Annotated in this window: 20 protein-coding genes; 17 read left to right on the plus strand and 3 right to left on the minus strand. The window is 45.7% G+C overall.

Annotation, left to right across the window (positions count from 1 at the left end; genetic code table 11):
• Positions 1-38 precede the first annotated feature (38 nt).
• Complete coding sequence (locus ORJ00_RS00700; RefSeq protein ID WP_027671235.1) at positions 39-731, minus strand: sensor histidine kinase; 693 nt, start codon at positions 729-731, stop codon at positions 39-41.
• 160 nt (positions 732-891) lie between these two features.
• Between ORJ00_RS00700 and cysB the strand changes: the two genes are divergently transcribed.
• From cysB to purF, 13 genes are all read left to right on the plus strand, one after another.
• Positions 892-1,869, plus strand: coding sequence for an HTH-type transcriptional regulator CysB (gene cysB, locus ORJ00_RS00705; protein ID WP_027671236.1), 978 nt, complete (start codon positions 892-894; stop codon positions 1,867-1,869).
• A gap of 123 nt (positions 1,870-1,992) precedes the next feature.
• Positions 1,993-2,622 (plus strand): PepSY-associated TM helix domain-containing protein, encoded by a 630-nt coding sequence (locus tag ORJ00_RS00710; protein WP_305973068.1) that lies wholly within the window; start codon positions 1,993-1,995, stop codon positions 2,620-2,622.
• A 25-nt stretch (positions 2,623-2,647) separates the two neighbouring features.
• Positions 2,648-3,145, plus strand: coding sequence for a DUF2271 domain-containing protein (locus ORJ00_RS00715; protein ID WP_306125188.1), 498 nt, complete (start codon positions 2,648-2,650; stop codon positions 3,143-3,145).
• 53 nt (positions 3,146-3,198) lie between these two features.
• On the plus strand, positions 3,199-3,999 hold the full coding sequence (locus tag ORJ00_RS00720; RefSeq protein WP_306125189.1) for a DUF4198 domain-containing protein: 801 nt from the start codon (positions 3,199-3,201) through the stop codon (positions 3,997-3,999).
• A gap of 107 nt (positions 4,000-4,106) precedes the next feature.
• Positions 4,107-5,228, plus strand: a complete 1,122-nt coding sequence (locus tag ORJ00_RS00725; protein WP_306125191.1) for a 4-phosphoerythronate dehydrogenase — start codon at positions 4,107-4,109, stop codon at positions 5,226-5,228.
• 14 nt (positions 5,229-5,242) lie between these two features.
• Positions 5,243-6,262, plus strand: coding sequence for an aspartate-semialdehyde dehydrogenase (locus tag ORJ00_RS00730; RefSeq protein WP_027671241.1), 1,020 nt, complete (start codon positions 5,243-5,245; stop codon positions 6,260-6,262).
• A 224-nt stretch (positions 6,263-6,486) separates the two neighbouring features.
• Positions 6,487-9,396 carry a FimV/HubP family polar landmark protein gene (locus ORJ00_RS00735; RefSeq protein ID WP_306138712.1) on the plus strand — a complete coding sequence of 970 codons (2,910 nt, stop codon included), beginning with the start codon at positions 6,487-6,489 and terminating at the stop codon, positions 9,394-9,396.
• Positions 9,397-9,470: 74 nt separating this feature from the next.
• Positions 9,471-10,256 (plus strand): tRNA pseudouridine(38-40) synthase TruA, encoded by a 786-nt coding sequence (gene truA / locus ORJ00_RS00740; protein WP_306138713.1) that lies wholly within the window; start codon positions 9,471-9,473, stop codon positions 10,254-10,256.
• A gap of 140 nt (positions 10,257-10,396) precedes the next feature.
• Positions 10,397-11,272 carry an acetyl-CoA carboxylase, carboxyltransferase subunit beta gene (gene accD, locus ORJ00_RS00745; RefSeq protein WP_027671244.1) on the plus strand — a complete coding sequence of 292 codons (876 nt, stop codon included), beginning with the start codon at positions 10,397-10,399 and terminating at the stop codon, positions 11,270-11,272.
• Positions 11,273-11,279: 7 nt separating this feature from the next.
• Positions 11,280-12,557 carry a bifunctional tetrahydrofolate synthase/dihydrofolate synthase gene (gene folC / locus ORJ00_RS00750; RefSeq protein WP_305973078.1) on the plus strand — a complete coding sequence of 426 codons (1,278 nt, stop codon included), beginning with the start codon at positions 11,280-11,282 and terminating at the stop codon, positions 12,555-12,557.
• Complete coding sequence (locus ORJ00_RS00755; RefSeq protein ID WP_027671246.1) at positions 12,554-13,168, plus strand: SPOR domain-containing protein; 615 nt, start codon at positions 12,554-12,556, stop codon at positions 13,166-13,168. Before folC ends, ORJ00_RS00755 begins: the two co-directional genes overlap by 4 nt.
• A gap of 59 nt (positions 13,169-13,227) precedes the next feature.
• Positions 13,228-13,716 carry a CvpA family protein gene (locus ORJ00_RS00760; RefSeq protein WP_027671247.1) on the plus strand — a complete coding sequence of 163 codons (489 nt, stop codon included), beginning with the start codon at positions 13,228-13,230 and terminating at the stop codon, positions 13,714-13,716.
• A gap of 20 nt (positions 13,717-13,736) precedes the next feature.
• Positions 13,737-15,248 carry an amidophosphoribosyltransferase gene (gene purF / locus ORJ00_RS00765; protein WP_027671248.1) on the plus strand — a complete coding sequence of 504 codons (1,512 nt, stop codon included), beginning with the start codon at positions 13,737-13,739 and terminating at the stop codon, positions 15,246-15,248.
• A 57-nt stretch (positions 15,249-15,305) separates the two neighbouring features.
• Here the strand turns inward: purF and ORJ00_RS00770 are convergent, their stop codons facing one another.
• On the minus strand, positions 15,306-15,905 hold the full coding sequence (locus ORJ00_RS00770) for a Yip1 family protein (protein ID WP_027671249.1): 600 nt from the start codon (positions 15,903-15,905) through the stop codon (positions 15,306-15,308).
• Positions 15,906-16,103: 198 nt separating this feature from the next.
• Between ORJ00_RS00770 and miaE the strand changes: the two genes are divergently transcribed.
• On the plus strand, positions 16,104-16,868 hold the full coding sequence (gene miaE / locus ORJ00_RS00775) for a tRNA isopentenyl-2-thiomethyl-A-37 hydroxylase MiaE (RefSeq protein ID WP_306125195.1): 765 nt from the start codon (positions 16,104-16,106) through the stop codon (positions 16,866-16,868).
• Positions 16,869-17,072: 204 nt separating this feature from the next.
• Complete coding sequence (locus tag ORJ00_RS00780; RefSeq protein ID WP_306138714.1) at positions 17,073-18,788, plus strand: esterase/lipase family protein; 1,716 nt, start codon at positions 17,073-17,075, stop codon at positions 18,786-18,788.
• Between the two features lie 37 nt (positions 18,789-18,825).
• On the opposite strand, the gene ORJ00_RS00785 is transcribed toward ORJ00_RS00780, so the two are convergent.
• A complete protein-coding gene (locus tag ORJ00_RS00785; protein WP_306138715.1) occupies positions 18,826-19,827 on the minus strand; it encodes a LacI family DNA-binding transcriptional regulator in 1,002 nt (333 codons plus the stop codon).
• A 130-nt stretch (positions 19,828-19,957) separates the two neighbouring features.
• Between ORJ00_RS00785 and ORJ00_RS00790 the strand changes: the two genes are divergently transcribed.
• Together ORJ00_RS00790 and ORJ00_RS00795 are read left to right on the plus strand one after the other, a co-directional pair.
• Entirely contained in the window at positions 19,958-20,470 is a 513-nt protein-coding gene (locus tag ORJ00_RS00790; protein WP_027671260.1) for a gluconokinase, read from the plus strand.
• Between the two features lie 66 nt (positions 20,471-20,536).
• The gene (locus tag ORJ00_RS00795) at positions 20,537-21,943 is read left to right on the plus strand and encodes an MFS transporter (protein WP_306138716.1); all 1,407 of its coding nucleotides are present in this window, start codon (positions 20,537-20,539) and stop codon (positions 21,941-21,943) included.
• Positions 21,944-21,957: the final 14 nt, after the last annotated feature.

Consider the following 21,957-nt stretch of genomic DNA (forward strand, 5'->3'; position numbering starts at 1 on the left):
AATCACAAAACAGGTTAAATAACAGCTGTCCTCTTGTTTCAAGGTAAGATCAACTGAAATACGCCACCACCTAGTTTGCCACCGTTGTTTAAGTTTACAGCCCCTTGACTACCTTTGTTAGAATGCGCAGCTGCAATGAGTTTAGCAAAAAATATACCAAGACCGGTATGATTGTTAGCAAAGTCGGGCGTGCTCATGTTGACAGTACTTTGGTTCATCATCAAGTCAGGAAAACCGGGCCCGTCATCATGTACTTCAATGACTAACTGGTTTTCTTGAGCTGTTATCTTTAGCAATACTGTCGTTTGGCAGTATCGCAACGCGTTTGATACGGCGTCGTTTAACAGGTTTATGATAAGGTCATAGTCAAAAAACCATCGCAACTCGTCACGTTGTTCTATCTCCATCCGCAGTTTACGTTGTTCAATATAGAACTGATTTTTTAGTAGTACTTCTTCAGTAACGTCGCATAAATAGTGCTCGTCTATTTGAACGGGAAATTGATTGCGTTCAAGCCGATACAGCGCCAACAACTGTAACAGATTTGAATTTAACCGATTGGCCTCGTAATTTAAACGCGCTAACTCCTCTCTGGCACTGTCTGATAGCTGGTGGCTTTCTTGCTGAATAAGCTCTGAGGATTGAATCAGCATACATAATGAATTTTTCATATCGTGCACGGCGGATGCCAGCACTGACGCGAAGTCTATCGCGGGAGTTATTTTGCTCATCTCAATTTAACCCTCAAGGCTTTAGCCACAGCAAGTTTGTAGGATACATGTTGTTTTTAGTTACCATTAGTTATAGTAACCGGCAAATTAAATATTAGTTGGAATATCCTGCCATATATGTATATTGAGCAATGATATGCCATTACCGGACTTGTGACACATGAAATTGCAGCAGTTGCGTTATATTGTTGAAGTACTGAACCATAATCTGAATGTCTCTTCTACCGCAGAAAGTCTGTTTACCTCGCAACCGGGTATCAGTAAGCAAGTCCGTATGCTGGAAGATGAATTAGGTATTCAGGTATTTGGCCGCAGTGGCAAGCATTTAACTCATGTGACACCGGCCGGCCGTGATGTGATAGACATTGCTCAGCAAATTTTGGCAAAAGTAGAAAGTATTAAAGCCGTCGCAAAAGAACATACGTTACCGGATCAAGGCAAGTTGAATATTGCGACTACCCATACTCAGGCACGCTACGCTCTGCCTCCAGTGATTAGCGGCTTTATGCAAAAATACCCTAAAGTGTCTCTTCATATGCATCAAGGCACTCCACAGCAAATCTCTGAAGCTGCATCACGCGGTGAAGCTGATTTTGCTATAGCAACTGAAGCACTGCATTTATACAACGATTTAGTCATGTTGCCATGTTATCACTGGAACCGTAGCGTTATTGTTCGAAAAGACCACCCGCTGGTGCAATTGGCTAGAAAAGTTACTGTGGAGGATGTTGCTCAACACCCTATAGTTACTTATGTATTCGGTTTTACCGGGCGCTCAGAGCTAGACCGGGCCTTTGCGGCTAAAGGCTTGGAGCCTAAAATTGTGTTCACAGCGACAGATGCGGACGTGATTAAAACCTACGTACGATTAGGTCTGGGAGTGGGGGTTATTGCCTCAATGGCTATGGACAAAGAACTTGATAAAGATTTGGTTGCTATAGACGCAAGTCACTTATTTGATGCCTCTACGACGAAAATTGGCTTTCGCAAAGGCGCATTTTTACGTACTTATATGTATGATTTTATAGAGCGATTTGCCCCGCACCTGACAAAAGATGTCGTAGAAAAAGCAAATTTACTGCGTAACCAAGAAGAAATAGATCGTATGTTTTCCCGCTTCGACTTACCCGTACGCTAAACCAGTTAAAGACCTTATTACTTTGATTGTAATTGGCTTGGAACTTTCAAATGTAAATGCTATTGCAAATGGTAATTATTCTCAGTAAGATGCTTGAGGTGTTAAGCGTTAAGTATTCTTACTATGAACTCATTCCAAAAAAACGTCATTTTTGCAAAATTAGTGCGCGCGTTGCACAGTTACAGCTCTATGCTGGTATTGGTTTTGCTGCTTTTTTTTGCCATTACGGGTTTAACCTTAAATCATCCTGATGTACTTCATTCTAAGGCCGGATACGTGTCCGAGCGCGTTATACTTCCGTTACCTGAGTATTTGCAGTTAAGTCTCATACCCCAATCTGAAGAAGCGCAAGCCGAACTTGCCCATCAATTTCGTCAGTGGTTAAGTACTGAAGATCACGTTAAAGCGTCAACCTACAAATATCAATTTGATATTGCAGAACAGCTGCTTGAGTTAGATTTCAAGCGGCCTGGAGGCTATGCGAATGTTGTCGTAGATTTTGCTGCCGGGCAAGCCGACGTTGATAAAGAGTTTAGCGGTTATCTGACATTGCTTAACGAGCTACATAAGGGACGAAATGCGGGAGCTAGTTGGATTTTTTTAATAGATGCCACTGCACTTGCTTGCATTGTGTTTGCTTTGACCGGGTTTTATCTGCTGTTGAAGCAACCATCCCGACGACCTATTGGCAATAGCCTGGCAATGCTGGGCGTTTTTCTCGCACTTTTCGCATACATCTTGTCATTGCATTAATGTCTCACAGCAGTCGGAGTTTACTATGAAATTTGTCATTACCCGTTTAATTGTCTGGTTTAGTGCACTGTTGCTAAGCGGCAATGTAATAGCCGCTCCAAGCGAAATCACGTTAGAGCTGCCTCAAATTGAAACGAGCCAATACCACCGGCCCTATGTCGCGGTATGGGTTGAGGATGCGCAGCAACAACCGGTAAAGCTGATAGCGCTATGGGTAGAGAAACCCGATTGGCTAAAAGATCTGCGCCGTTTTTGGCGGAAAATTGGCCGTAGCAATACTGCGCTTGTAGATGCAGTTAGTGGTGCGACGCAAAAACCTGGACATTATAAGCTGCATTGGGATGGTAAAGATGATCAGGGGCAAATGCTGGCTACAGGTAATTATACCTTGTTTGTTGAGGCTGCACGTGAGCAGGGTGGGCGCAGTCTGGCAAAACATGCATTTCAACTTCCGGCAACGCACGGTGTTATTGAGATTGAGGCCGAGGGCGAGCTTGGCGTTATCTCTGCAGTGATGCGCTAACACTAAATTTATAAGCATTAAATTTATACGTATTTAATAAGAAGGATTTGTTTATGTTGAAAAAAGCAGTATTACTTTTGTCCTCGCTATTCCTTAGCAGCAGCTTACAAGCGCATACTTTGTGGTTAGTACCTAGCCATTATGTGTTGTCCAAACCGAATAGTTGGATAGCGGTTGATGCCTCTGCGGCTAACATGACATTTGTGCCGGATAAGGGTATTTCTTTGAATGCATTAAAGCTTTATTCACCTGACGGCAGTTCAAAAGCAATTAAAGACGTGTATCAGGGAAAACGTAAATCAATGGCTGATGTGCAATTAGCAGGTGATGGCTCCTATCGCCTGGAATTGGCTAACCCGCCTCGATTTATGACCCTGTACGAGCTAAACGGCGAGCGTAAGCGTTTAATGGCCGATAAGCAGCAACGTACCGCGCAGTTACCGGCTGGTGCAACTAATGTAGAAACGGTAAAAAGTAGAAGCCGCAGTTTCGCATACATTACGGTAAATGCCCCGACTGATACGGTATTAACATTACAAGGCGAAGGGCTTGAAATTAGCAGTTCAACTCATCCGGCAGATGTAGTGGCTCAAGAGGCACTGCAGTTTGTGTTTAATATCAATGGTAAACCGCAACAGCATGTTAAAGGCGTATTGTCTTATGCTGGCGAATTATATCGCAACGCGGCAGAGCGCATAGAGTTTATAACTGACAGTGACGGCGTATTTCGTTTTGTGCCTGAGCAGGCAGGACGCTATTTAATTGAAGCGTCATACTCCGCTGATATAGCATCTGCGCAAGCAGATAAAGTGCGTGAATCTATAACCTATAGTTTTGAAGTTGCGCTGCCTTAAACGGGAAAATCGCGATCTTTTACAAAAACCAGTCTAATGCATTAGGCTGGTTTTCTGCTCTTTGTTACACTGCTTGCCACTCAAAAGCCTGTCGTCAGGATGAATAGATGCAAATATTTGCTGATGAAAATATGCCGTTGGTTAATGCGTTCTTCGAAGACATAGGGGACGTTACGCTGTTCAACGGTCGAAATGTGACAGCATCCCAGCTAGAGAACGCCGATATTTTATTAGTTCGTTCTGTTACAAACGTAAATGCTGAATTATTGGCAAAAAACAGTAAGCTCAAGTTTGTTGGTACAGCAACGATAGGTATGGATCATATTGACCAGGCCTATCTTGCGTCGCGCAACGTAAGCTTTGCCAGTGCACCGGGTTGCAATGCGCAATCTGTTGTTGAGTATGTACTAAGCAGTCTATGGTGTCTGGCTGAGCGCTATCAGTGGCACCTGGAGAAAAAAACCGTTGGTATTGTCGGTGTTGGTAATATTGGTAGCCGGTTAGTCAGGGCCTTAACCGCGCTTAATATTAAGGTGTTGCAGTGCGATCCTGTGCGTGCAGAGCAAGACAACGGTTTTGAACACACGGATTTTGATCTGCTATGTCAGCATGCAGACATTATCAGTTTTCATACACCACTGCAGACATTGGGTAAATGGCCGACCAGGCACATGTTAAATACAACGTCGTTGCAGCGGCTAAAACCTGATTGCGCCATCATCAATGCGTCGCGTGGGGCCGTTATTGATAATCATGCGTTACTGAATGATCTGCTTGTAACGCACCGGCGCCGTGCCGTTGTGCTCGACGTATGGGAAAGTGAGCCCGATATTCTTACCGCATTGCTTCCTTATGTTGATATTGCAACAGCTCATATTGCCGGACATAGCGTGGAAGGTAAGGCTCGGGGGACAGAAATGCTGTACCAGCATTGCTGCAAATTGCTTGGGCAGCCCGTTATTCATCAGCTTGGGCAAGTTTTGTCCGTACCAGCAATGGAAAAATTGCAAATATCTGGAAAATTTAGGCTTCCAGATGTCCAAAATTTAGCAAGACTGTTATATGATGTTCGCCGTGACGATGCCATGTTGCGTCAGCATCTGGCAGAACAGGGTTTTGACTGGTTGCGTAAACATTATCCACCGCGTCGAGAGTTCGGCTCGTTACAGCTGTGCGGCAAAATAGTACCTGACTATTTGCCGCAATTAGGTTTTAGCCTCGCACAATAATATGAGGGAATGTCATGGCTTCGCAATATAATGTTGCTGTTTTAGGTGCAACAGGGTTGGTTGGACAACATTTAATTGAAATCCTGGAACAGCGCGATTTTCCGGTCGCACAGCTTTTTCCGCTGGCAAGTAGCCGCTCAGCAGGCGGTACCGTGACATTTAAGGGTAAGAAGATTAAGGTTATCGACGCTGAAACCTTTGATTGGTCAGAAGCGCAAATTGGTTTATTTTCAGCAGGTGGGAGTGTGTCTGCTATTTATGCGCCTAAGGCAGCTGATGCTGGCTGTGTTGTAATTGATAACACATCACACTATCGCTATGAACCCGACATCCCGTTGGTGGTGCCAGAAGTTAATGCACATGCAATAGCTGATTTTCGCAATCGTAATATTATTGCGAACCCAAATTGTTCTACCATACAAATGCTTGTTGCATTAAAACCTATTCATGACGCCGTGGGTATTAGCCGGATAAATGTCTGTACTTATCAATCTGTAAGTGGCGCTGGTCAAGATGCAGTGGAAGGGCTTGCGCACGAAGCGGCACAATTGATGAATGGTCGCCCGATAGATACTGAAGGTAAATTCGCCCGCCAGATTGCATTTAACGTGATCCCACAAATTGATGTGTTTATGGATAATGGCTACACCAAAGAAGAAATGAAAATGCACTGGGAAACCCAGAAAATTTTTGGTGACAGTTCTATTTCCGTTAACGCTACCGCTGTGCGGGTGCCGGTGTTTTTTGGTCATGCTGAGGCCGTGCATATTGAAACACGTATGCCCATTAGCGTTGATCAGGTCAAAGCACTGTTAGCCAATGCACCTGGTGTTGTATTACTGGAAAACAATGCAGAGTTCCCAACGCAAGTTTGCAGTGCAGCAGGGAAAGATGACGTCTTTGTTGGTCGTGTTCGGCAAGACTTATCGCATGAAAATGGTATCAATCTATGGGTTGTTGCAGATAACATTCGCAAGGGCGCTGCCACAAACAGTATTCAGATAGCTGAGCATCTGATACGCGATTATCTCTAAATTATTATAGGGGCTCCTTTAAGGGGCCCTTTTTGTTTTAGTATTAAATCACTCATTCACTTACCTGCGTTTAGAAAGGCTGGTCAGAATCGTGCCAGTGCTTTATATTTTCATTCATTCGCTAAACTGCCAAAGTTGGAACACTGTTTGCAAAGGAACTAAAGCCGACGGTAACGCTGCCGACATCCTTCGTAAATGCGCCTGAATTGGGGTAGGGACCTTTAATGCCTTTGTTATTTGTTTTTTTCATCACTGTGCTTGTCAATTTTCCGTCATTTGTGCAGGCACAAGACACGAGCACCCAGCTCCGTGGGCCGCGTAGTACAGACGCCCCGTTGGCGCCAGTGACAATAGGTCCGCTTAGTCCGGCAGATACGTTGTGGCGAGTTGCAGAGCGGATAAGAACCGATCCCAGTATTAGTCTATATCAGGTAATGTATGCGTTATACCTGAAAAACCCAGACGCGTTTTTAGATAACAACTTAAACCATCTGCGTCCGAACTCAGTTCTGCTGTTGCCCACAATGGCAGAAATGCGGCAGGTTGACGTAAACACCGCAAAACAAAAGTCAGAACAAGATGACAAGAATTGGGCTCAGCGGCAAAAAAATGCCAGCTCAAATACCGATACCAATCTTTCAGACGCATCATCAAAGCAGCAGCGAGAACTTGAACGTATAAGTAAGCAGCAGCGTGAAGATTTAGAACGCCAGCAAAGCCAGTTTGCAGATTCAATGCAGCAGGTTGAATTGATAGCAGAAGAAAACCGTCAATTAAAAGCCAGTTTGATAAATGTTGAGCAAGAACTTGCACTGATCAAAGCTCAGCTTGGTCAGGACAGTGAGCTGCAGCAACAAATTAGCCAATTACTGGCTCAGCAGGCCGAGCTGCTCAAAGCAAAGTCTGAGCAGGAGGCCATTGCCGCAGAGCAAATTGATTGGCAACAATGGTTTAAAAATCCGATAGCCTGGATTTTGGCCGCCTGTATTCCTGCGCTATTAATACTATTTGGTATTTTGCTGTGGGTGAAAAAGCGCGGTAGACAAACCGAAAAAGTCGTTCATGCTGCAACATCAGAAACGGCGCCAAATCCAACATATCATTCTCCGCTGCCTCCGCTTGACGACAACAATGATCTTGATGAAAGCTTATTCGAAATTGACGAAGCTTTGCTTGAAGATACGTTCAGTGATGCTGCTGAGCCGCAAGCGGTAACCATTGAGGATGACTTGCTTGATCTGGACGACGAATTATCGTTTGAAGACGACAGTTTATTGCCGTCTGACGCGCCTGGACAAGGTGATGATGCATTATCGATGGATGACTCGTTAGAGCTGGATGATACATTTGACCCCGATAATATCTTATCCGATACAGATTTATCAGCATTATTAGCCGCTGAAGACGATGATGATGATGTGTTTATTGAGCTTGCAGATAATAGTGCAGAGATGGAAGACGTTGCTCTGGATGAGGTTGATGACACGGTTGTTAGCCATTTAGCCGATGATGATTTTGAGATGACATCAGAGCCTGATGTTGCTGAAGATGATATAGACGCATTGCTAGCGCAAGTTAATGCTAACAATACCGGCAATGTTGATGACAACTCCGACAACGATTTAGCCGTTGACGATGTTGATATGAAACCAGAGCCAGACGTTGCTGAGGATGATATCGACGCCTTGCTAGCGCAAGTTAATGCTACCAATAAAGATGATACAGATACTGACGGTTCAGATGCTGAAAATTGGGCTGAAGACATTGAAATTGAAGACATTGATATTGAAGAAATTGACCTGGATGAAATTCAACCCGACGAAATAGAGCAAACGTCCAAACAAGATGAAATCGTATTATCGACATCGGCAATCTCTGCACAAGAGCAACAATTAGCAGCGTCTTTAGACGACGATAATGACATCTTGGCTGAGGAAGTCGCAGCTTCAGTTGACGTAGATCACGCTAGTAACGCGGATGTTGACAGTTTTGATAGTTCAGAACTGGAAGAGTTTGCAGAAAGTTTAGTAACAGAGAGCTTGAATGCTGAAAGCTCAGTTACAGAGAGCTTAGATTCAGAGAGTTTGGATTTAGAGGGCCTGGATTTAGAGAGCTTAGTCACAGATAGCACAAATACAGAATTGCCCGATGATACCGAAGAGCTGTCTGTTGATGAAGATGCACTGCTTAGCGCAGAGCTAACCGATTTGTTGGATCAAGCCGAAAACTTGAATACGCGTGAGACTGAGTTGTTGCAGGAAAACGTTGCGCTCTCAGATAGTGATGTAGTCTTAGAGAGTGATGCACTCTCGGACAGCGATGAACTAGTTGATAAATACGATAGTGAAGACGATCTATTAAGCGAAAGTCTTGAGACAGAATCTGACGATAGCTCCGTTTTAACACCGGATTTAACAGCCAATGACGATGGCTCTGTCACCCGTGTCACTGAGGCTGCGTTGTCGGTAGAAAATCCAAGTAAGATGCTAGAGCAGTATCCTGAGCTTGAACTAACTGATGACGACGTCGAAATTGAACCTCAAGGGGGGGATGAAAGCGAGCTTGACGCTGAGATGCTACTTGAGGACTTTGAGGTTCTACCTGACGTCGACGATTTAAGCGAGTTGCTCAATGACACCGATGATGATGACCACGCAAGCGATAGTGATCTGCTTGAGCATGAAGAGCAAGAACTCGATCCTATTGAAGGTGCTCAGTTTGACTCGATGCTGTCTGAACTTGAAACTATAGCTGACAATCTGGACGCGACAGAATCTGATGTGTCGACGGCTCCCACTGTCGATGTATCTGAAACTGAAAACGGTTTTGATTTTAACGAAGATGATTTTGTTGAAATTGATACCTTACTGGCCAATGCGGAACTTCAGGACCAAGATCCTGATCGGTTTAACCAGCTCAATGTTGATGTTGGTCTAAATGATTATAAAGATATCATCGGTGAGCATGAACGGCGTGACGTTGACAAAGAAGATAACGGTTATGCTGCGAAGCTTGACTTGGCAAGAGCCTATATTGAGATGGACGACCGGGAAATTGCTGATTTACTGCTCGACAGCATTCTGGCGTCTGATGCACCCGACCATATAAAAGAAGAAGCGCAGAATTTGAAATAAGTGCATCTATAGTGAAGGCTTTATTAAAACCGCTCTTGCGTTATAATTGGCGCTGTTTATAACAAGGGGACGGCATGCGCATTGCATTGGGTATTGAATATGACGGTTCAGCATTTTATGGTTGGCAGCGTCAGCGTGAAGTTAACAGTGTACAGCAGGAATTAGAGCAAGCACTGTCTGTTGTGGCTAATCAACCTATAGAACTGTTTTGTGCTGGCCGTACCGACGCAGGTGTACATGCAACGGGGCAGGTTGTGCATTTTGATACTTCTGCTTTACGCGACAATAAAAGCTGGGTTATGGGCACCAATGCTCAATTACCCGATGCTATTTCAGTGCGGTGGGCAACCGTTGTACCTGATGACTTTCATGCCCGCTTTAGTGCAACTGCGCGACGTTATCGTTACATTATATATAACCATAAGTATCGGCCGGGCATTCTGCGTACCGGCTTGAGTCACTATCATCAAACGTTAAATATCGACTTGATGCAACAAGCCGCACCTTTTCTGTTAGGTGAGCAGGATTTCACCTCGTTTAGAGCAATCCAATGTCAGTCACACACGCCATTTCGTAATGTGCATCACCTTAACATCTCACGTCATGGCGACTATATTTTAATAGATATCAAGGCAAACGCATTTTTACATCATATGGTGCGTAACATCACCGGTAGCCTGCTTGAGGTGGGCATGCAAAATCGTCCGCCGGAATGGATTGCTGAGTTGTTAGCGGCTAAAAACCGTAGTCTGGCTGCAGCTACAGCTAAGCCCGGTGGTTTATACCTGGTCGATGTTGACTACCCGGAACAATTGGCCTTACCCAAAAGTGAGATGGGTCCGTTGTTTTTACCTGATTAGCCGGCACTACTAAGACCAGTTTTCTGTATTCGACCTTATACGTTTTGTGCTTTAATAGCGCCGGTTTACAGATTTTCGGCGTTGTTTAACGTTATTTCGGCATGGCCAATGTGCGGTGTCGTTCCTAATAGGACATATTTATGAGTTGGTTAGAAAAAATCCTGCCCAGAACATCCTCTTCTTCCGCGCGTCGAAATATCCCGGAAGGTGTCTGGACAAAATGCACTTCATGTGAGGCTGTTCTCTATAAAGCGGATTTAGATCGGAACTTGGGCGTTTGTCCAAAGTGCGATCATCACATGCGTGTTTCTGCCCGTGCGCGTTTGACAGGGTTCTTAGATACACAAGCGGTAAAAGAATTAGCTGCTGAGCTGGAACCACAGGATTTACTAAAATTTAAAGACAGCAAACGCTACAAAGACCGCATTAGTGCGGCGCAAAAAGCGACCAATGAAAAAGATGCTATGGTCGTAATGCATGGCACGCTAAAGGGGATGCCAATTGTCGCTGCAGCATTTGAGTTCGAATTTATGGGTGGCTCAATGGCGTCGGTTGTTGGGGCAAAGTTTGTTGCCGGCGTTGAGCATGCATTAAAGCACAAGGTGCCGTTTGTTTGTTTTTCTGCCAGTGGTGGCGCTCGAATGCAAGAAGCGTTGTTTTCACTGATGCAGATGGCGAAAACCAGTGCAGCGTTGGCAAAAATGAGTGAACAGGGCTTACCTTACGTATCGGTATTAACGGACCCCACAATGGGCGGTGTGTCGGCTAGTTTAGCGATGTTGGGTGATGTCAATATTGGTGAACCTAAGGCCCTGATAGGTTTTGCTGGTCCTCGGGTTATTGAACAGACTGTGCGTGAAAAATTACCGGAAGGCTTCCAACGAAGTGAGTTTTTATTAGAACATGGTGCAATTGATATGATTGTTGACCGGCGCAAAATGCGCGATACAATTGCACGATTAGTTGCTAAGTTTATGCAGCTTCCTGCTCCGGTATCGGAGCACGACGCCGCTTAAGGGTTTCATGTCTGCAGTTATTCCTGATAGCCAATCGTGCCACAGTCTGGCCGATTGGCTTTGTTATATTGAACATAACCATCCTGTCCACAAAATCGAGCTCGGCCTTGAGCGGGTGCTTGAGGTGGCAAAGCGCGCAGATCTAGCCAGCCTGCCAGGTAAAACGATTCTTATTGGTGGAACTAACGGCAAGGGCACAACGGCATGTGTGCTGGAACAGTTGCTTATTGCGCAGGGCTTCCGTGTCGGGGTTTACAGCTCACCACATCTACTTAAGTTTAACGAACGTTTACGTCTTGATAGTCAAGATGTGCCAGATGCTGCTTGGTTAAGTGCATTCGCGTTTATTGAGCAAATTCGTGGTGAAATTGCGCTGACCTACTTTGAATTTACTACCTTGGTAGCATTTCGCGTTTTACAACTGCAGCAACCTGACTTTTGTATTATTGAAGTGGGTTTGGGTGGGCGGCTTGATGCAACCAATATTATTGCGCCAGACATTAGTGTTATCACTACGGTAGATTTAGATCATCAAGACTGGCTGGGGGATAACAGAGAACTCATTGGTATTGAAAAAGCAGGTATTTTTCGACCGGGTCAGCCTGTCGTTATCGGCGACTTAGATCCACCACGTTCAGTGCTGGCACATGCTCAGCAACTGGCGTGTGATTATGTTTTGGTGCACAAAGATTATCGCTACACCGAACAGTCTGAAAGCTGGCAATGGCAAAGCCAACTGCATCAGTTTGAGCCGTTACCGCTGCCTGCCATGCCGGTACAAAACGCAGCCTGTGCGTTAGCCGTGTTGGAAAAACTTAGCTTGTTACCCGATTTAGCGCAGTTGCAAAACGTTTTATCATCCTTGCAATTGCCCGGGCGAATGCAGTGGCTGCAGCAGCAACCGGCCGTTATTATTGATGTTGCGCATAATCCTCAGTCTGCGGCGTACCTGGCAACACAAATAAGTAAGTTAAAGCCGCAGTTTAAGCAAATTATAGCGTTAACGGGTATGCTAAAAGACAAAGACATTACGCAAACTCTGCTACCGTTGACGTCATTGTTTGATCAATGGAATCTTGTTAGTCTAGAGGGTGCTCGAGGTGCAACAGCAGCACAATTGGCTGTTAAGCTGCCACAAACTAATGCGAGTGTGCAGTTACATGACGATGTGAAACAGGCTTATTTAGACGTTAGTAGCAAGTTACAACCGGACGAGTTATTAGTTGTGTTCGGCTCTTTTTTCACCGTGTCGGCTGTGTTGGCCGTGCATCAGGAGGTAAAGTGACACCCGCATTCAAACATCGTTTACTCGGTACCGCAATACTGGTCATGGCAGGGATAATTTTCCTGCCGGATTTATTGGATGGCGAAAAACAGATAGTAAAAGATGATTTTAAGGTGATCCCTAATCGTCCTGAATTTAAAGGTGTTATGCAACAACAGGTCATGGATCAGCAACCTTTTGAACAGGCGGTAGCAGATGTTACCGCTGTGCCGGTGGATGAACAACCACTGGATGCCAGCGAGGCGGCTAACGACGACAATGTGGATGACAGCTTGCCTTCACAGCAGTACACACAAGTAACCGTACCGGCTAATGACACTACGCCAAAGCGTGTTGCCAACCCTGCACTGGCACAAAGCGGTTGGGTGGTTAGAGTAGGCTCTTTTAGCAAAGAACAAAACGCTAACGCATTAGTCTCTAAGCTGCGACAGGCCGGTTTTGTTACCTTTACCCGTAACATTACTAACGCAAATGGTATTAAATTGACCAGTGTGTTGGTAGGCCCTGAATTACGTAAAGATTTACTGGAACAGCAACTGCCAAAGCTCCAACAACTTACCGGAATCGAGAGGTTGTCGATGGTGAGTTATCAGCCAACTGAAAATAATTAGCCAATCTGGCGATCAATTTGATAGAATGCGCGCCGTCATCAAGCAACCTTTGGTAGCAAATGGTCTGGGTTGATTTTGCCATTTTGGCAATTATAGCGTTATCAGCGATTATTAGTCTGGTACGTGGCTTCGTTAAAGAAGCTATCTCACTGGCGGTTTGGATTCTGGCGTTTTTTATCGCTAGTCAATACTATCCTCATTTGGCCGGGTTATTTACCTCTATGCAGGATCAGACTTTACGTAATGCGTCTGCTATCGCGATTTTATTTATCTGTAGCCTGGTCTTGGGCGCCCTCATTAATTTTTTAATCAGCAAACTGGTACAGTCGACGGGACTTTCTGGTACAGATCGTGTGCTGGGCTTGGTTTTTGGAGCCTTGCGAGGGGTGCTGGTTGTCAGTGCAATTTTGTTTTTTATGGATGCCTTTACGCCCGTTGCAACAACAGATTGGTGGCAGCGTTCTGAATTGATCCCCGAATTTGGTTTTATCATTGAATGGTTCTTCGAATACTTGCAGAACCATTCCAGTTTTATGCAAAAGCCTTAACACTGGCGAGGAAAAAATCCATGTGTGGTATTGTTGGAATTGTTGGGAAATATCCGGTTAACCAAGCACTTTATGATGGTTTAACGGTGTTACAGCATCGCGGTCAGGATGCTGCCGGAATTGTCACTGTGGACAACAACACGCTGCGATTACGTAAAGCTAACGGTTTGGTAAAGGATGTGTTTGAAACCCGCCATATGCAGCGTCTGTCGGGCAACATTGGCCTTGGCCATGTGCGTTATCCTACCGCGGGTTCATCAAGTACTGCTGAAGCGCAGCCTTTTTATGTAAACAGTCCATTTGGTATTGCGCTGGCACATAATGGCAACCTAACCAATTCTCATCTTTTAAAAGAAGATATCTTCCGCGTCGCACGCCGTCACGTTAATACCACTTCTGATTCGGAAGTGTTGCTAAATGTATTAGCACATGAACTCCATAACAGCGGCGTAATGGAACTACAAGCAGAACACATATTCCGCGCTGTAGCGAATGTACACCGCAAAGTTAAAGGTGGCTATGCTGTAGTGGCAATCATTATTGGTCATGGTTTGCTGGCGTTTCGAGATCCTAACGGTATACGACCGCTGGTTATGGGCAAGCGTGAAACGCCGCTAGGCACCGAATATATGGTTGCTTCTGAAAGTGTTGCACTGGATGCTGACGGTTTTACTGTGCTTAGAGACGTATCACCGGGTGAGGCGATATACATTACCGAACAGGGAGAGCTACACAGTTTTCAATGCGCTGAAAACCCAAGTTACACGCCATGTATTTTTGAATATGTCTATTTTGCCCGTCCGGATTCAACTATCGATAATATCTCCGTGTATGCTTCCCGTGTAGCTATGGGCACTATGCTTGGGCAAAAGATTAAACGTGAATGGGCGCATCTGGATATTGATGTGGTTATTCCTATCCCGGAAACCAGTAATGACGCCGCGTTACAAATAGCCACCGAGCTTGGTTTGCCTTATCGTCAGGGCTATGTAAAAAACCGCTACATCGGCCGTACCTTTATTATGCCGGGACAAGAAGCGCGGAAAAAATCGGTTAAGCGTAAACTGAACGCAATAAAACAAGAGTTTAAAGGTAAGAACGTTTTACTGGTTGATGACTCTATTGTTCGTGGTACTACGTCAGAGCAAATTATTGATATGGCACGGGAAGCTGGTGCGAAGAAAGTATACTTTGCCTCTGCAGCACCAGAAATTCGTTTCCCTAATGTGTATGGTATTGATATGCCTTCCGCCAATGAACTCATTGCGCATGGTCACGATGTTGACAGTATCTGTAATATTATTGGTGCTGATGGATTAATCTTTCAGTCGCTGCCGGATTTAATTGAAGCGGTGCGTTTGGCAAATCCAGAAATTAAACGCTTTGAAACCTCAGTGTTTGATGGTAACTACGTTACCAATGACATTGATCAGGATTACTTAAACCGCCTGGATCAAATGCGCAGTGATGACGCAAAAGCAAAGGTGGGGGCTGCTATGGCAACTAACCTGGAAACTTACAACGAAGGTTAAATATAGCCTCGAACAAAAAAGGGAGCCGATGGCTCCCTTTTGCATATTGAAAGTACATTAATGCGTGAATGTGGGGCCGAAGCCTGAACTCCACAACATCGCAGTTACCGTTAAAATGCAAACCAACAAAATCAATCCACACGTTACAACAGAACTGGCATAGATAAAGCCGCGTTCCTCAGGAATATGCATCAATATGGGAACGCCAACATAAAGTAAATAAACGGAGTAGGACAGACCCAACAAGCCAACTGACATCACTACCCAAAGCTCAGGATAGAGCCCGGCAAAACCTACCATAAATAGTGGCGTAGAGGTATAAGCTGCTAGTTCAAGTGTCTGAGTATAAGTGGGCTCTGCACCGAAGGTATGTGCCATCCAGTGGGCTAGCAACGCGAGTGCAAAAACACCAGCAATCAGTGCAATGTACATTGCTACGGACAACATTAATGCGCTGTCATGCGTTAACATAATGCGATCACCTACACCGATACTCCAGCCGAGAAAAACAGCGGAATAATAAGCGCATACTGACGGTATAAGTGCTACGAGTAAAATGTGGATCAGGCTGTAACGAAAGCTTTCATGTCGTGTGTCTATAGTATGCCATTCTTCTTTTGGATGCGCATACAGTCCCCATAAGTGATTCAATATCATAATTATTATCCTTGTCACTGCATATGAACTACTAAGCGATTATTTTTATAACCGTTATATCAGTTATGGCCAAAATAATGGTCTGCGTCAAGCGTCATGAACAAAATTTGCTCAGGTAATGCCTAGTTGTACGTTAGCTTGGTGTGGAAAGTTCTATCCGGTATAATGCACACTTCAATTTAATGTCGAAGTAACCGCATGCTTAACGCAGAAACAATATCGTTATTAGGTCCTATCCAACAGTTTTTGCACTGCGAAACACCTGAGCAGTGGTTAACGCTTGCTGCTCAACCGGGTAGCTTGCCAGTGTTATTGCAGGACCATTTGATCTGCGAATTAAAAGCTGCGCAGTCCGCCATGTATCTTATTCGCCGTTATGCTATTGATGAGCAAAGTGCTGATGCCTTATTACAATGGTTAAAGCCGTATGAAGATTTTACCTATCGTCAGGTTGGCGATTGGCAAGCTTTAGCGGGATTAAGTTTAAAAAAATCCATGCTGCCAAAAGCCAGCTCACAGTATGCGCAGGATCTGATAGATAAGATGGTGCTGTTGATTAAAGAAGAGCTGCATCACTTTTATCAGGTGCTCGAAGTGATGGCCGAGCAAGGTATAGTGTATGAAAAAATCACTTCCAGCCGCTATGCAAAAGGCCTGTTAAGACATGTTCGTACCTATGAACCTGAAGCGATGATCGATAAACTGATTTGCGGGGCTTATATTGAAGCCCGCTCTTGTGAACGTTTTGCCAAACTAGCGCCTTTCTTACCCCAACGCATTGCAGATTTTTATATCTCATTATTACGTTCAGAAGCACGACATTATCAGGATTACTTGTCCTTAGCACAACAAATCGCCCAAGCTGACATTAGTGAGCGTGTGGCTTTTTTTGGTGTAATAGAAGCGGAGCTAATTACTACGCCAGATGCCGATTTTAAGTTTCATAGTGGCGTGCCGCAATAACATCACAAGATAACGCCGTACTTCGCTACTATAGCTTGGTTGCGCCCGCTTTGTTAATACGCAGCTGGCATTGGCAAACTCAGCCAGTTTAGCAGCAAAATGCTTGAATGAATTTCACCTGTAACACAACCCGTTTCAGAACAGTGCTATAGTGCTAAGCATAGCCAAATTTAATGATGTTTTCAGATTACTGCAGGAGAACAGATGCTGCAGCAAGAACACCCGAGCCGGCTTTGGCTGGTTGTTATATTAACGCTGATTGCCCTGCAGGGATGTAGTCAGGGTAAGTACATTCATTGGAAAACCCCTGTAGCGGCGCCGGTTGAAGCAGTAAATGGTTTGCTGGCATACCACTACATAGCGTTAAACCAGCTTAGTGATGCAGAGGTGGCAGATTTTTGCTTGCAGCTTGCTACGCAACAAGCGCCTGGTTATCAGCGGTTTTTGTTACAACTAAGCTGCGCTGAGCGCTGGTTGGCACAACCGCTGAGTAAGGCGCAACAAACACAGGCTATAGCCTACTACAATCGGGCTTTAATACCGTTAGTGCGCGCGGCAATATCGCGCAGCGATACCACTGCACAGAATTTACAGCTTAAGCTGCAACTGGATCCGGATGAAAGCGGCCTGACGTTTGAGCAGTTGTTTCTGGCGGCTGACTTACAACCCTATGACGGCTTTATGTTGCGTCAGCAGGACAATGGCATTGGTATCGCGGTTATTGGACAGCGTGCTAACAGCAACACTGCAGTGGACCGCTATTTCCCGCCTGAAGGGGTTTTCCGGCCGCTCACTTTTATGCCAGTAAAGTTGGATTTCAGCAATCCAGTGCTGCCTGTGCTGACGTTGCGTGGTGTTTATATGCAACAGCAGCAGCTTTGGCCTTTTGCCGAACAGCGCTATCAAATGAACTATGATCCGGCATCAGCCTACTTGTGCCTGCTAGAAGCTGCAGTAGCTGATCAACTGGAAAAAACCGGCCTGTTTGACGCCGATAAGGTAGAAGATAAGCTGGGTATTTATGCCATTGAACCTCTACGTGCAGATAAAATTCCTGTATTGATGATCCACGGTTTAAATTCCAGCCCGTTAATTTGGCGTCGCTTAAGCTGGGCGATATTTTCTAACCCGCAACTGGCAGCAAAGTATCAGGTGTGGCATGCGTTTTACCCATCTGGCCCACCACCGTTTTTTAATGCGATGCGTTTAAGAAAGCTAACAGATGAATGGTTGCAACATATTTCACCTGATTTGCAGGCAACTGCCGCTAATAATATGGTATTGGTTGGCCACAGTATGGGCGGTGTTATCAGTAAAACCTTTGTACAAAACAGTGGCAGTTCTTTGTGGGATACCACTTTTTACCGCGGCGCGGCTGAATTACCTGTCGATGACAACACCCGCAGCACCTTGGAAGATATTTTTATCTTTACTGCCAAATCCTATGTAAAAACGGTAGTGTTTATTGATACGCCGCATCGCGGTGCTGCCACTGCAGACGGTTGGATTGGTCGGCTGGCATCAGCCATGATTACGCTTCCTAAAACAATGAAAAACGTATTTGGTAAAATGTGGCAAGCATTAACCGAAGACGATATTAAACCGGCCATGCGTGGCTACATGAGCGGCTTTGGTCCTAACAGTGTTGATGTGTTATCACCGCGCCATCCGCTGGTGCAGCAATTAACAATGTTGCCGCTGCAGGTGCCGGTGTATTCAGTTATCGGCAACGATGATCCGGCGCGCTGCACAGCATTTGCCTTGTGCCCCGGGTTAAACGACAGTGTAGTGTCCTACCATAGTGCACATCTGGCGGCTGCGGCGGCTGAAATAGTTGTGCCTTCAGAACATAACTCTTACCAGTCGCCAGAGGCGATTGAGTTTATTTCAAATATTCTTACCTCAGCCGCTTTGCCATAGCAACAGCCGGCACAGCAAAGCGGTAAGATAAAGCCGTTCAGGTTGAGCTGCGCATGATAATGTTATAACCCACATCGACAGGAGCTAATGCATGGCGGCCTTTACCTGTGGCACTAAATAACATTTCTACCGCCTGGCGGCCCATTTCTGAACGTGGTGATGACACCGAGGTGATAGCCGGCTCCACCAGTGCCGAGGCTTCCAAATCATTAAAGCCGCATATGGCGATATCTTTGGGTACGCTTAAGTTCATCCGTTTGCTTTCAAATAACGCACCTAAGGCTAAATCATCATTACAGCAAAATACGGCATCGCACTGATGGTTTGACTCCGCAATTACTGCCTGCAATAACTGACCGCCAAGCTTTATCGATGAGGGTTGTACTGTTGTGTGTATATAACTGCTACACGGCTGTGGCCAGTCGGTTATCGCTTGTTTAAAGCCGGCCAACCGTTGTTGGGTGCGTGGGTCCATCCGGGCACCGAGAAATGCTGGTGCGCGATAGCCACGTTGCAGCAAATGATTAGTCATATCGTAGCTGGCTTGATAATGCGAAAAGCCAATGTTCATATCTATCGGCTGATGGGTCAGCTCCATAATTTGTATCACCGGAATATCGGCCTGTAGTAACAATTTACGTGCGTAATCGGTTTGCGCTGCACCGGTAACAATAATCCCCTCGGGTGACTGGCTCAGCAAAGTCGCGATGAGTTTTTCTTCTTCCAGCGGCGAGTAATGGCAATCGCCCAGTAACACCTGCAGGTTCTTGGCTTTAACCGCCTGATAAATACCTTGCAGTACATCGTTAAACACAATGTTGGATAATGACGGAATAATTACTGCCAGCACGCCGGACTTTTTTGATGCAAGTGCACTGGCGGCATGGTTACGGATATAACCGATATCATGAATGGCTTTTTCTACTTTACTACGTAATTTTTCCGACACCCTGCTGGGGTCTGTCAGCACCCGCGATACCGTGATGGCACTAACCCCGGCTACTTTAGCAACGTCTTTTAAATTAGGTTTTGTGCTCATTAATCCGGTTACCTGCTTTTTTCTGCGACAATACTGCATTGTACAAACTGAGTCAAAATGGTTGCGCAATCATTGCTGTTAATTTAAGCTGAAGGCTAACCATGACATACTCAGGCAATGGCGCGTTATTATGTGCTCTGCGAAACATCGAACAGTTGTAATTATGGGCGTGGCCGGCAGTGGAAAGTCCACAGTGGGGCATTTACTGGCGCAGCAACTGGGTTGGCGCTTTATTGAAGGTGATGATTTTCACAGCCCTAAAGCAAAACACATGATGGCCAGTGGCATTCCATTGGCCGATAGTTTGCGCGACAGCTGGGTGCAGGCTTTGTGCAACGAGCTTAGTGTCTGCAAAGCAGCACACACGCCTTGTGTGTTAAGTTACTCTGGCTTAATTGCACGTCACCGGCAGCAAATCCGCAGCAGCGCCGATAACATCCATTTCTTTTATTTGCACGGCAATGCGGTGTTGTTGGCAAAGCGTTTGGCACAGCGGCAAAACCATTTTATGGCACCGGCTATGCTGCAAAGCCAGTTATTGACCATGCAAAGCTGTGACGATGAAACCGACGTCACCCTGCTTGATATTGCTTTGCCGGTACCGCAACTGGTGCAGCAGATAACACAATTTTTAGCAGCGTAACGCTACATTTGATTGCGCTATCATATTCAGCCGCAGAGCTGATGGCATAACAATGGATAACAGGGTATGACAGTTCCGGTAAGACACATCACAGCAGCGCCAGGCGGCAAAGCACAGCAAAGCACAACAGCGGTGCGGCTGCGCGAAAAAATCGGCTATGGCCTGGGGGATATGGGCTTTAACTTTTACTGGGCGAATATTTCTGCCTTTTTACTGATTTATTACACCGACGTTTTTGGTATCTCAGCCGCAGCGGCTGGAACTATGATGCTGGTAACCAAAATAGTGGATGCTTTTACCGACCCGTTAATGGGCGCAATTGCTGATCGTACCCGCAGCCGTTTTGGTAAGTTCCGGCCTTATTTGTTATGGCTGGCGCTGCCGCTGGCCGGCGCCGGTGTACTGACCTACAGCACACCGGATTTAGGCGAAACCGGTAAACTGGTGTGGGCCTATGGCACCTATACTTTGTTGATGCTGGTGTATACCGCGATTAATATTCCTTACTCGGCGCTGTCCGGCGTAATAACTAATGACAGCCAACAGCGCACTACGCTGATAAGTTATCGTTTTATTGGCGGTTTTAGTGGCGGCATACTGGTAACCTATTTAACACCCAAATTAGTGCCGCTGCTGGGGCAGGGCGATGATGTGCTGGGCTGGCAGCTGACGATGCTGGTATTTGGTATTGCCGCTGCGCTGATGTTTTTCATTACTTTTCTTACTACTAAAGAGCGTATCGCGCCACTGAGCCTGCAGCCTAATGCGGTGCGGCAGGATTTAACCGACTTAAAAAATAACAAACCCTGGTTGGTGCTGTTTGCGCTGGCGCTGATCATTATGGTGACCATTACCATGCGAGCCGGTAGCGGGGTCTACTACTTTAAATATTATGTAATGCGGCCGGATTTAGTCGGCGAGTTTTTATCTTCCTACATGTTGGCATTAGCATTGGGCGCTGCCGTCACACCGTTGATGACACGCTTTATTGATAAAAAACGCCTGATGGTTTTACTGATGTCCCTGGCAGGCTTGCTTTCTATAAGTTTGTACTTTGTGCCGGCAGATGCGGTGGGCGTTATTTTTGCACTCAATCTGGCCATTGGTTTTGTGCTGGGGCCAAAGTCACCACTTGCATTTTCGATGTATGCCGATACGGCCGACTACAATGAATGGTGCACCGGGCGTAGGGCCACTGCCATGACGTTTGCCGCCGCCACTTTTTCGCAAAAGCTGGGCGGGGCTATTGCCTCAGCCTTAATTGGCTGGCTGTTGGCGGCTATTGGTTATGTCGCTAATGAGCAGCAAAGCAGTGGCTCGCAAACCGGCATTGTACTGCTGATTTCGGTGATCCCGGGCGTTATTGCGCTGCTGGCGGCATTTGTTATGCGCTACTACAGTCTGGAAAATCAACAGCTGGCAAAAATACAGTGTGACTTGCAACAGCGGAAGGCAGAAGCCGCCTCGTGCTAAGTTTATTTTATCCG

This window comes from Rheinheimera baltica, assembly GCF_030731985.1.
Lineage (GTDB): Bacteria > Pseudomonadota > Gammaproteobacteria > Enterobacterales > Alteromonadaceae > Alishewanella > Alishewanella baltica.

Bases quoted from the DNA above. Each gene is read 5' to 3' on its own strand.
- ORJ00_RS00700 (WP_027671235.1), bottom strand. From the start codon at position 731: ATGAGCAAAATAACTCCCGCGATAGACTTCGCGTCAGTGCTGGCATCC.
- cysB (WP_027671236.1), top strand. From the start codon at position 892: ATGAAATTGCAGCAGTTGCGTTATATTGTTGAAGTACTGAACCATAAT.
- ORJ00_RS00710 (WP_305973068.1), top strand. From the start codon at position 1,993: ATGAACTCATTCCAAAAAAACGTCATTTTTGCAAAATTAGTGCGCGCG.
- ORJ00_RS00715 (WP_306125188.1), top strand. From the start codon at position 2,648: ATGAAATTTGTCATTACCCGTTTAATTGTCTGGTTTAGTGCACTGTTG.
- ORJ00_RS00720 (WP_306125189.1), top strand. From the start codon at position 3,199: ATGTTGAAAAAAGCAGTATTACTTTTGTCCTCGCTATTCCTTAGCAGC.
- ORJ00_RS00725 (WP_306125191.1), top strand. From the start codon at position 4,107: ATGCAAATATTTGCTGATGAAAATATGCCGTTGGTTAATGCGTTCTTC.
- ORJ00_RS00730 (WP_027671241.1), top strand. From the start codon at position 5,243: ATGGCTTCGCAATATAATGTTGCTGTTTTAGGTGCAACAGGGTTGGTT.
- ORJ00_RS00735 (WP_306138712.1), top strand. From the start codon at position 6,487: ATGCCTTTGTTATTTGTTTTTTTCATCACTGTGCTTGTCAATTTTCCG.
- truA (WP_306138713.1), top strand. From the start codon at position 9,471: ATGCGCATTGCATTGGGTATTGAATATGACGGTTCAGCATTTTATGGT.
- accD (WP_027671244.1), top strand. From the start codon at position 10,397: ATGAGTTGGTTAGAAAAAATCCTGCCCAGAACATCCTCTTCTTCCGCG.
- folC (WP_305973078.1), top strand. From the start codon at position 11,280: ATGTCTGCAGTTATTCCTGATAGCCAATCGTGCCACAGTCTGGCCGAT.
- ORJ00_RS00760 (WP_027671247.1), top strand. From the start codon at position 13,228: ATGGTCTGGGTTGATTTTGCCATTTTGGCAATTATAGCGTTATCAGCG.
- purF (WP_027671248.1), top strand. From the start codon at position 13,737: ATGTGTGGTATTGTTGGAATTGTTGGGAAATATCCGGTTAACCAAGCA.
- ORJ00_RS00770 (WP_027671249.1), bottom strand. From the start codon at position 15,905: ATGATATTGAATCACTTATGGGGACTGTATGCGCATCCAAAAGAAGAA.
- miaE (WP_306125195.1), top strand. From the start codon at position 16,104: ATGCTTAACGCAGAAACAATATCGTTATTAGGTCCTATCCAACAGTTT.
- ORJ00_RS00780 (WP_306138714.1), top strand. From the start codon at position 17,073: ATGCTGCAGCAAGAACACCCGAGCCGGCTTTGGCTGGTTGTTATATTA.
- ORJ00_RS00785 (WP_306138715.1), bottom strand. From the start codon at position 19,827: ATGAGCACAAAACCTAATTTAAAAGACGTTGCTAAAGTAGCCGGGGTT.
- ORJ00_RS00790 (WP_027671260.1), top strand. From the start codon at position 19,958: ATGTGCTCTGCGAAACATCGAACAGTTGTAATTATGGGCGTGGCCGGC.
- ORJ00_RS00795 (WP_306138716.1), top strand. From the start codon at position 20,537: ATGACAGTTCCGGTAAGACACATCACAGCAGCGCCAGGCGGCAAAGCA.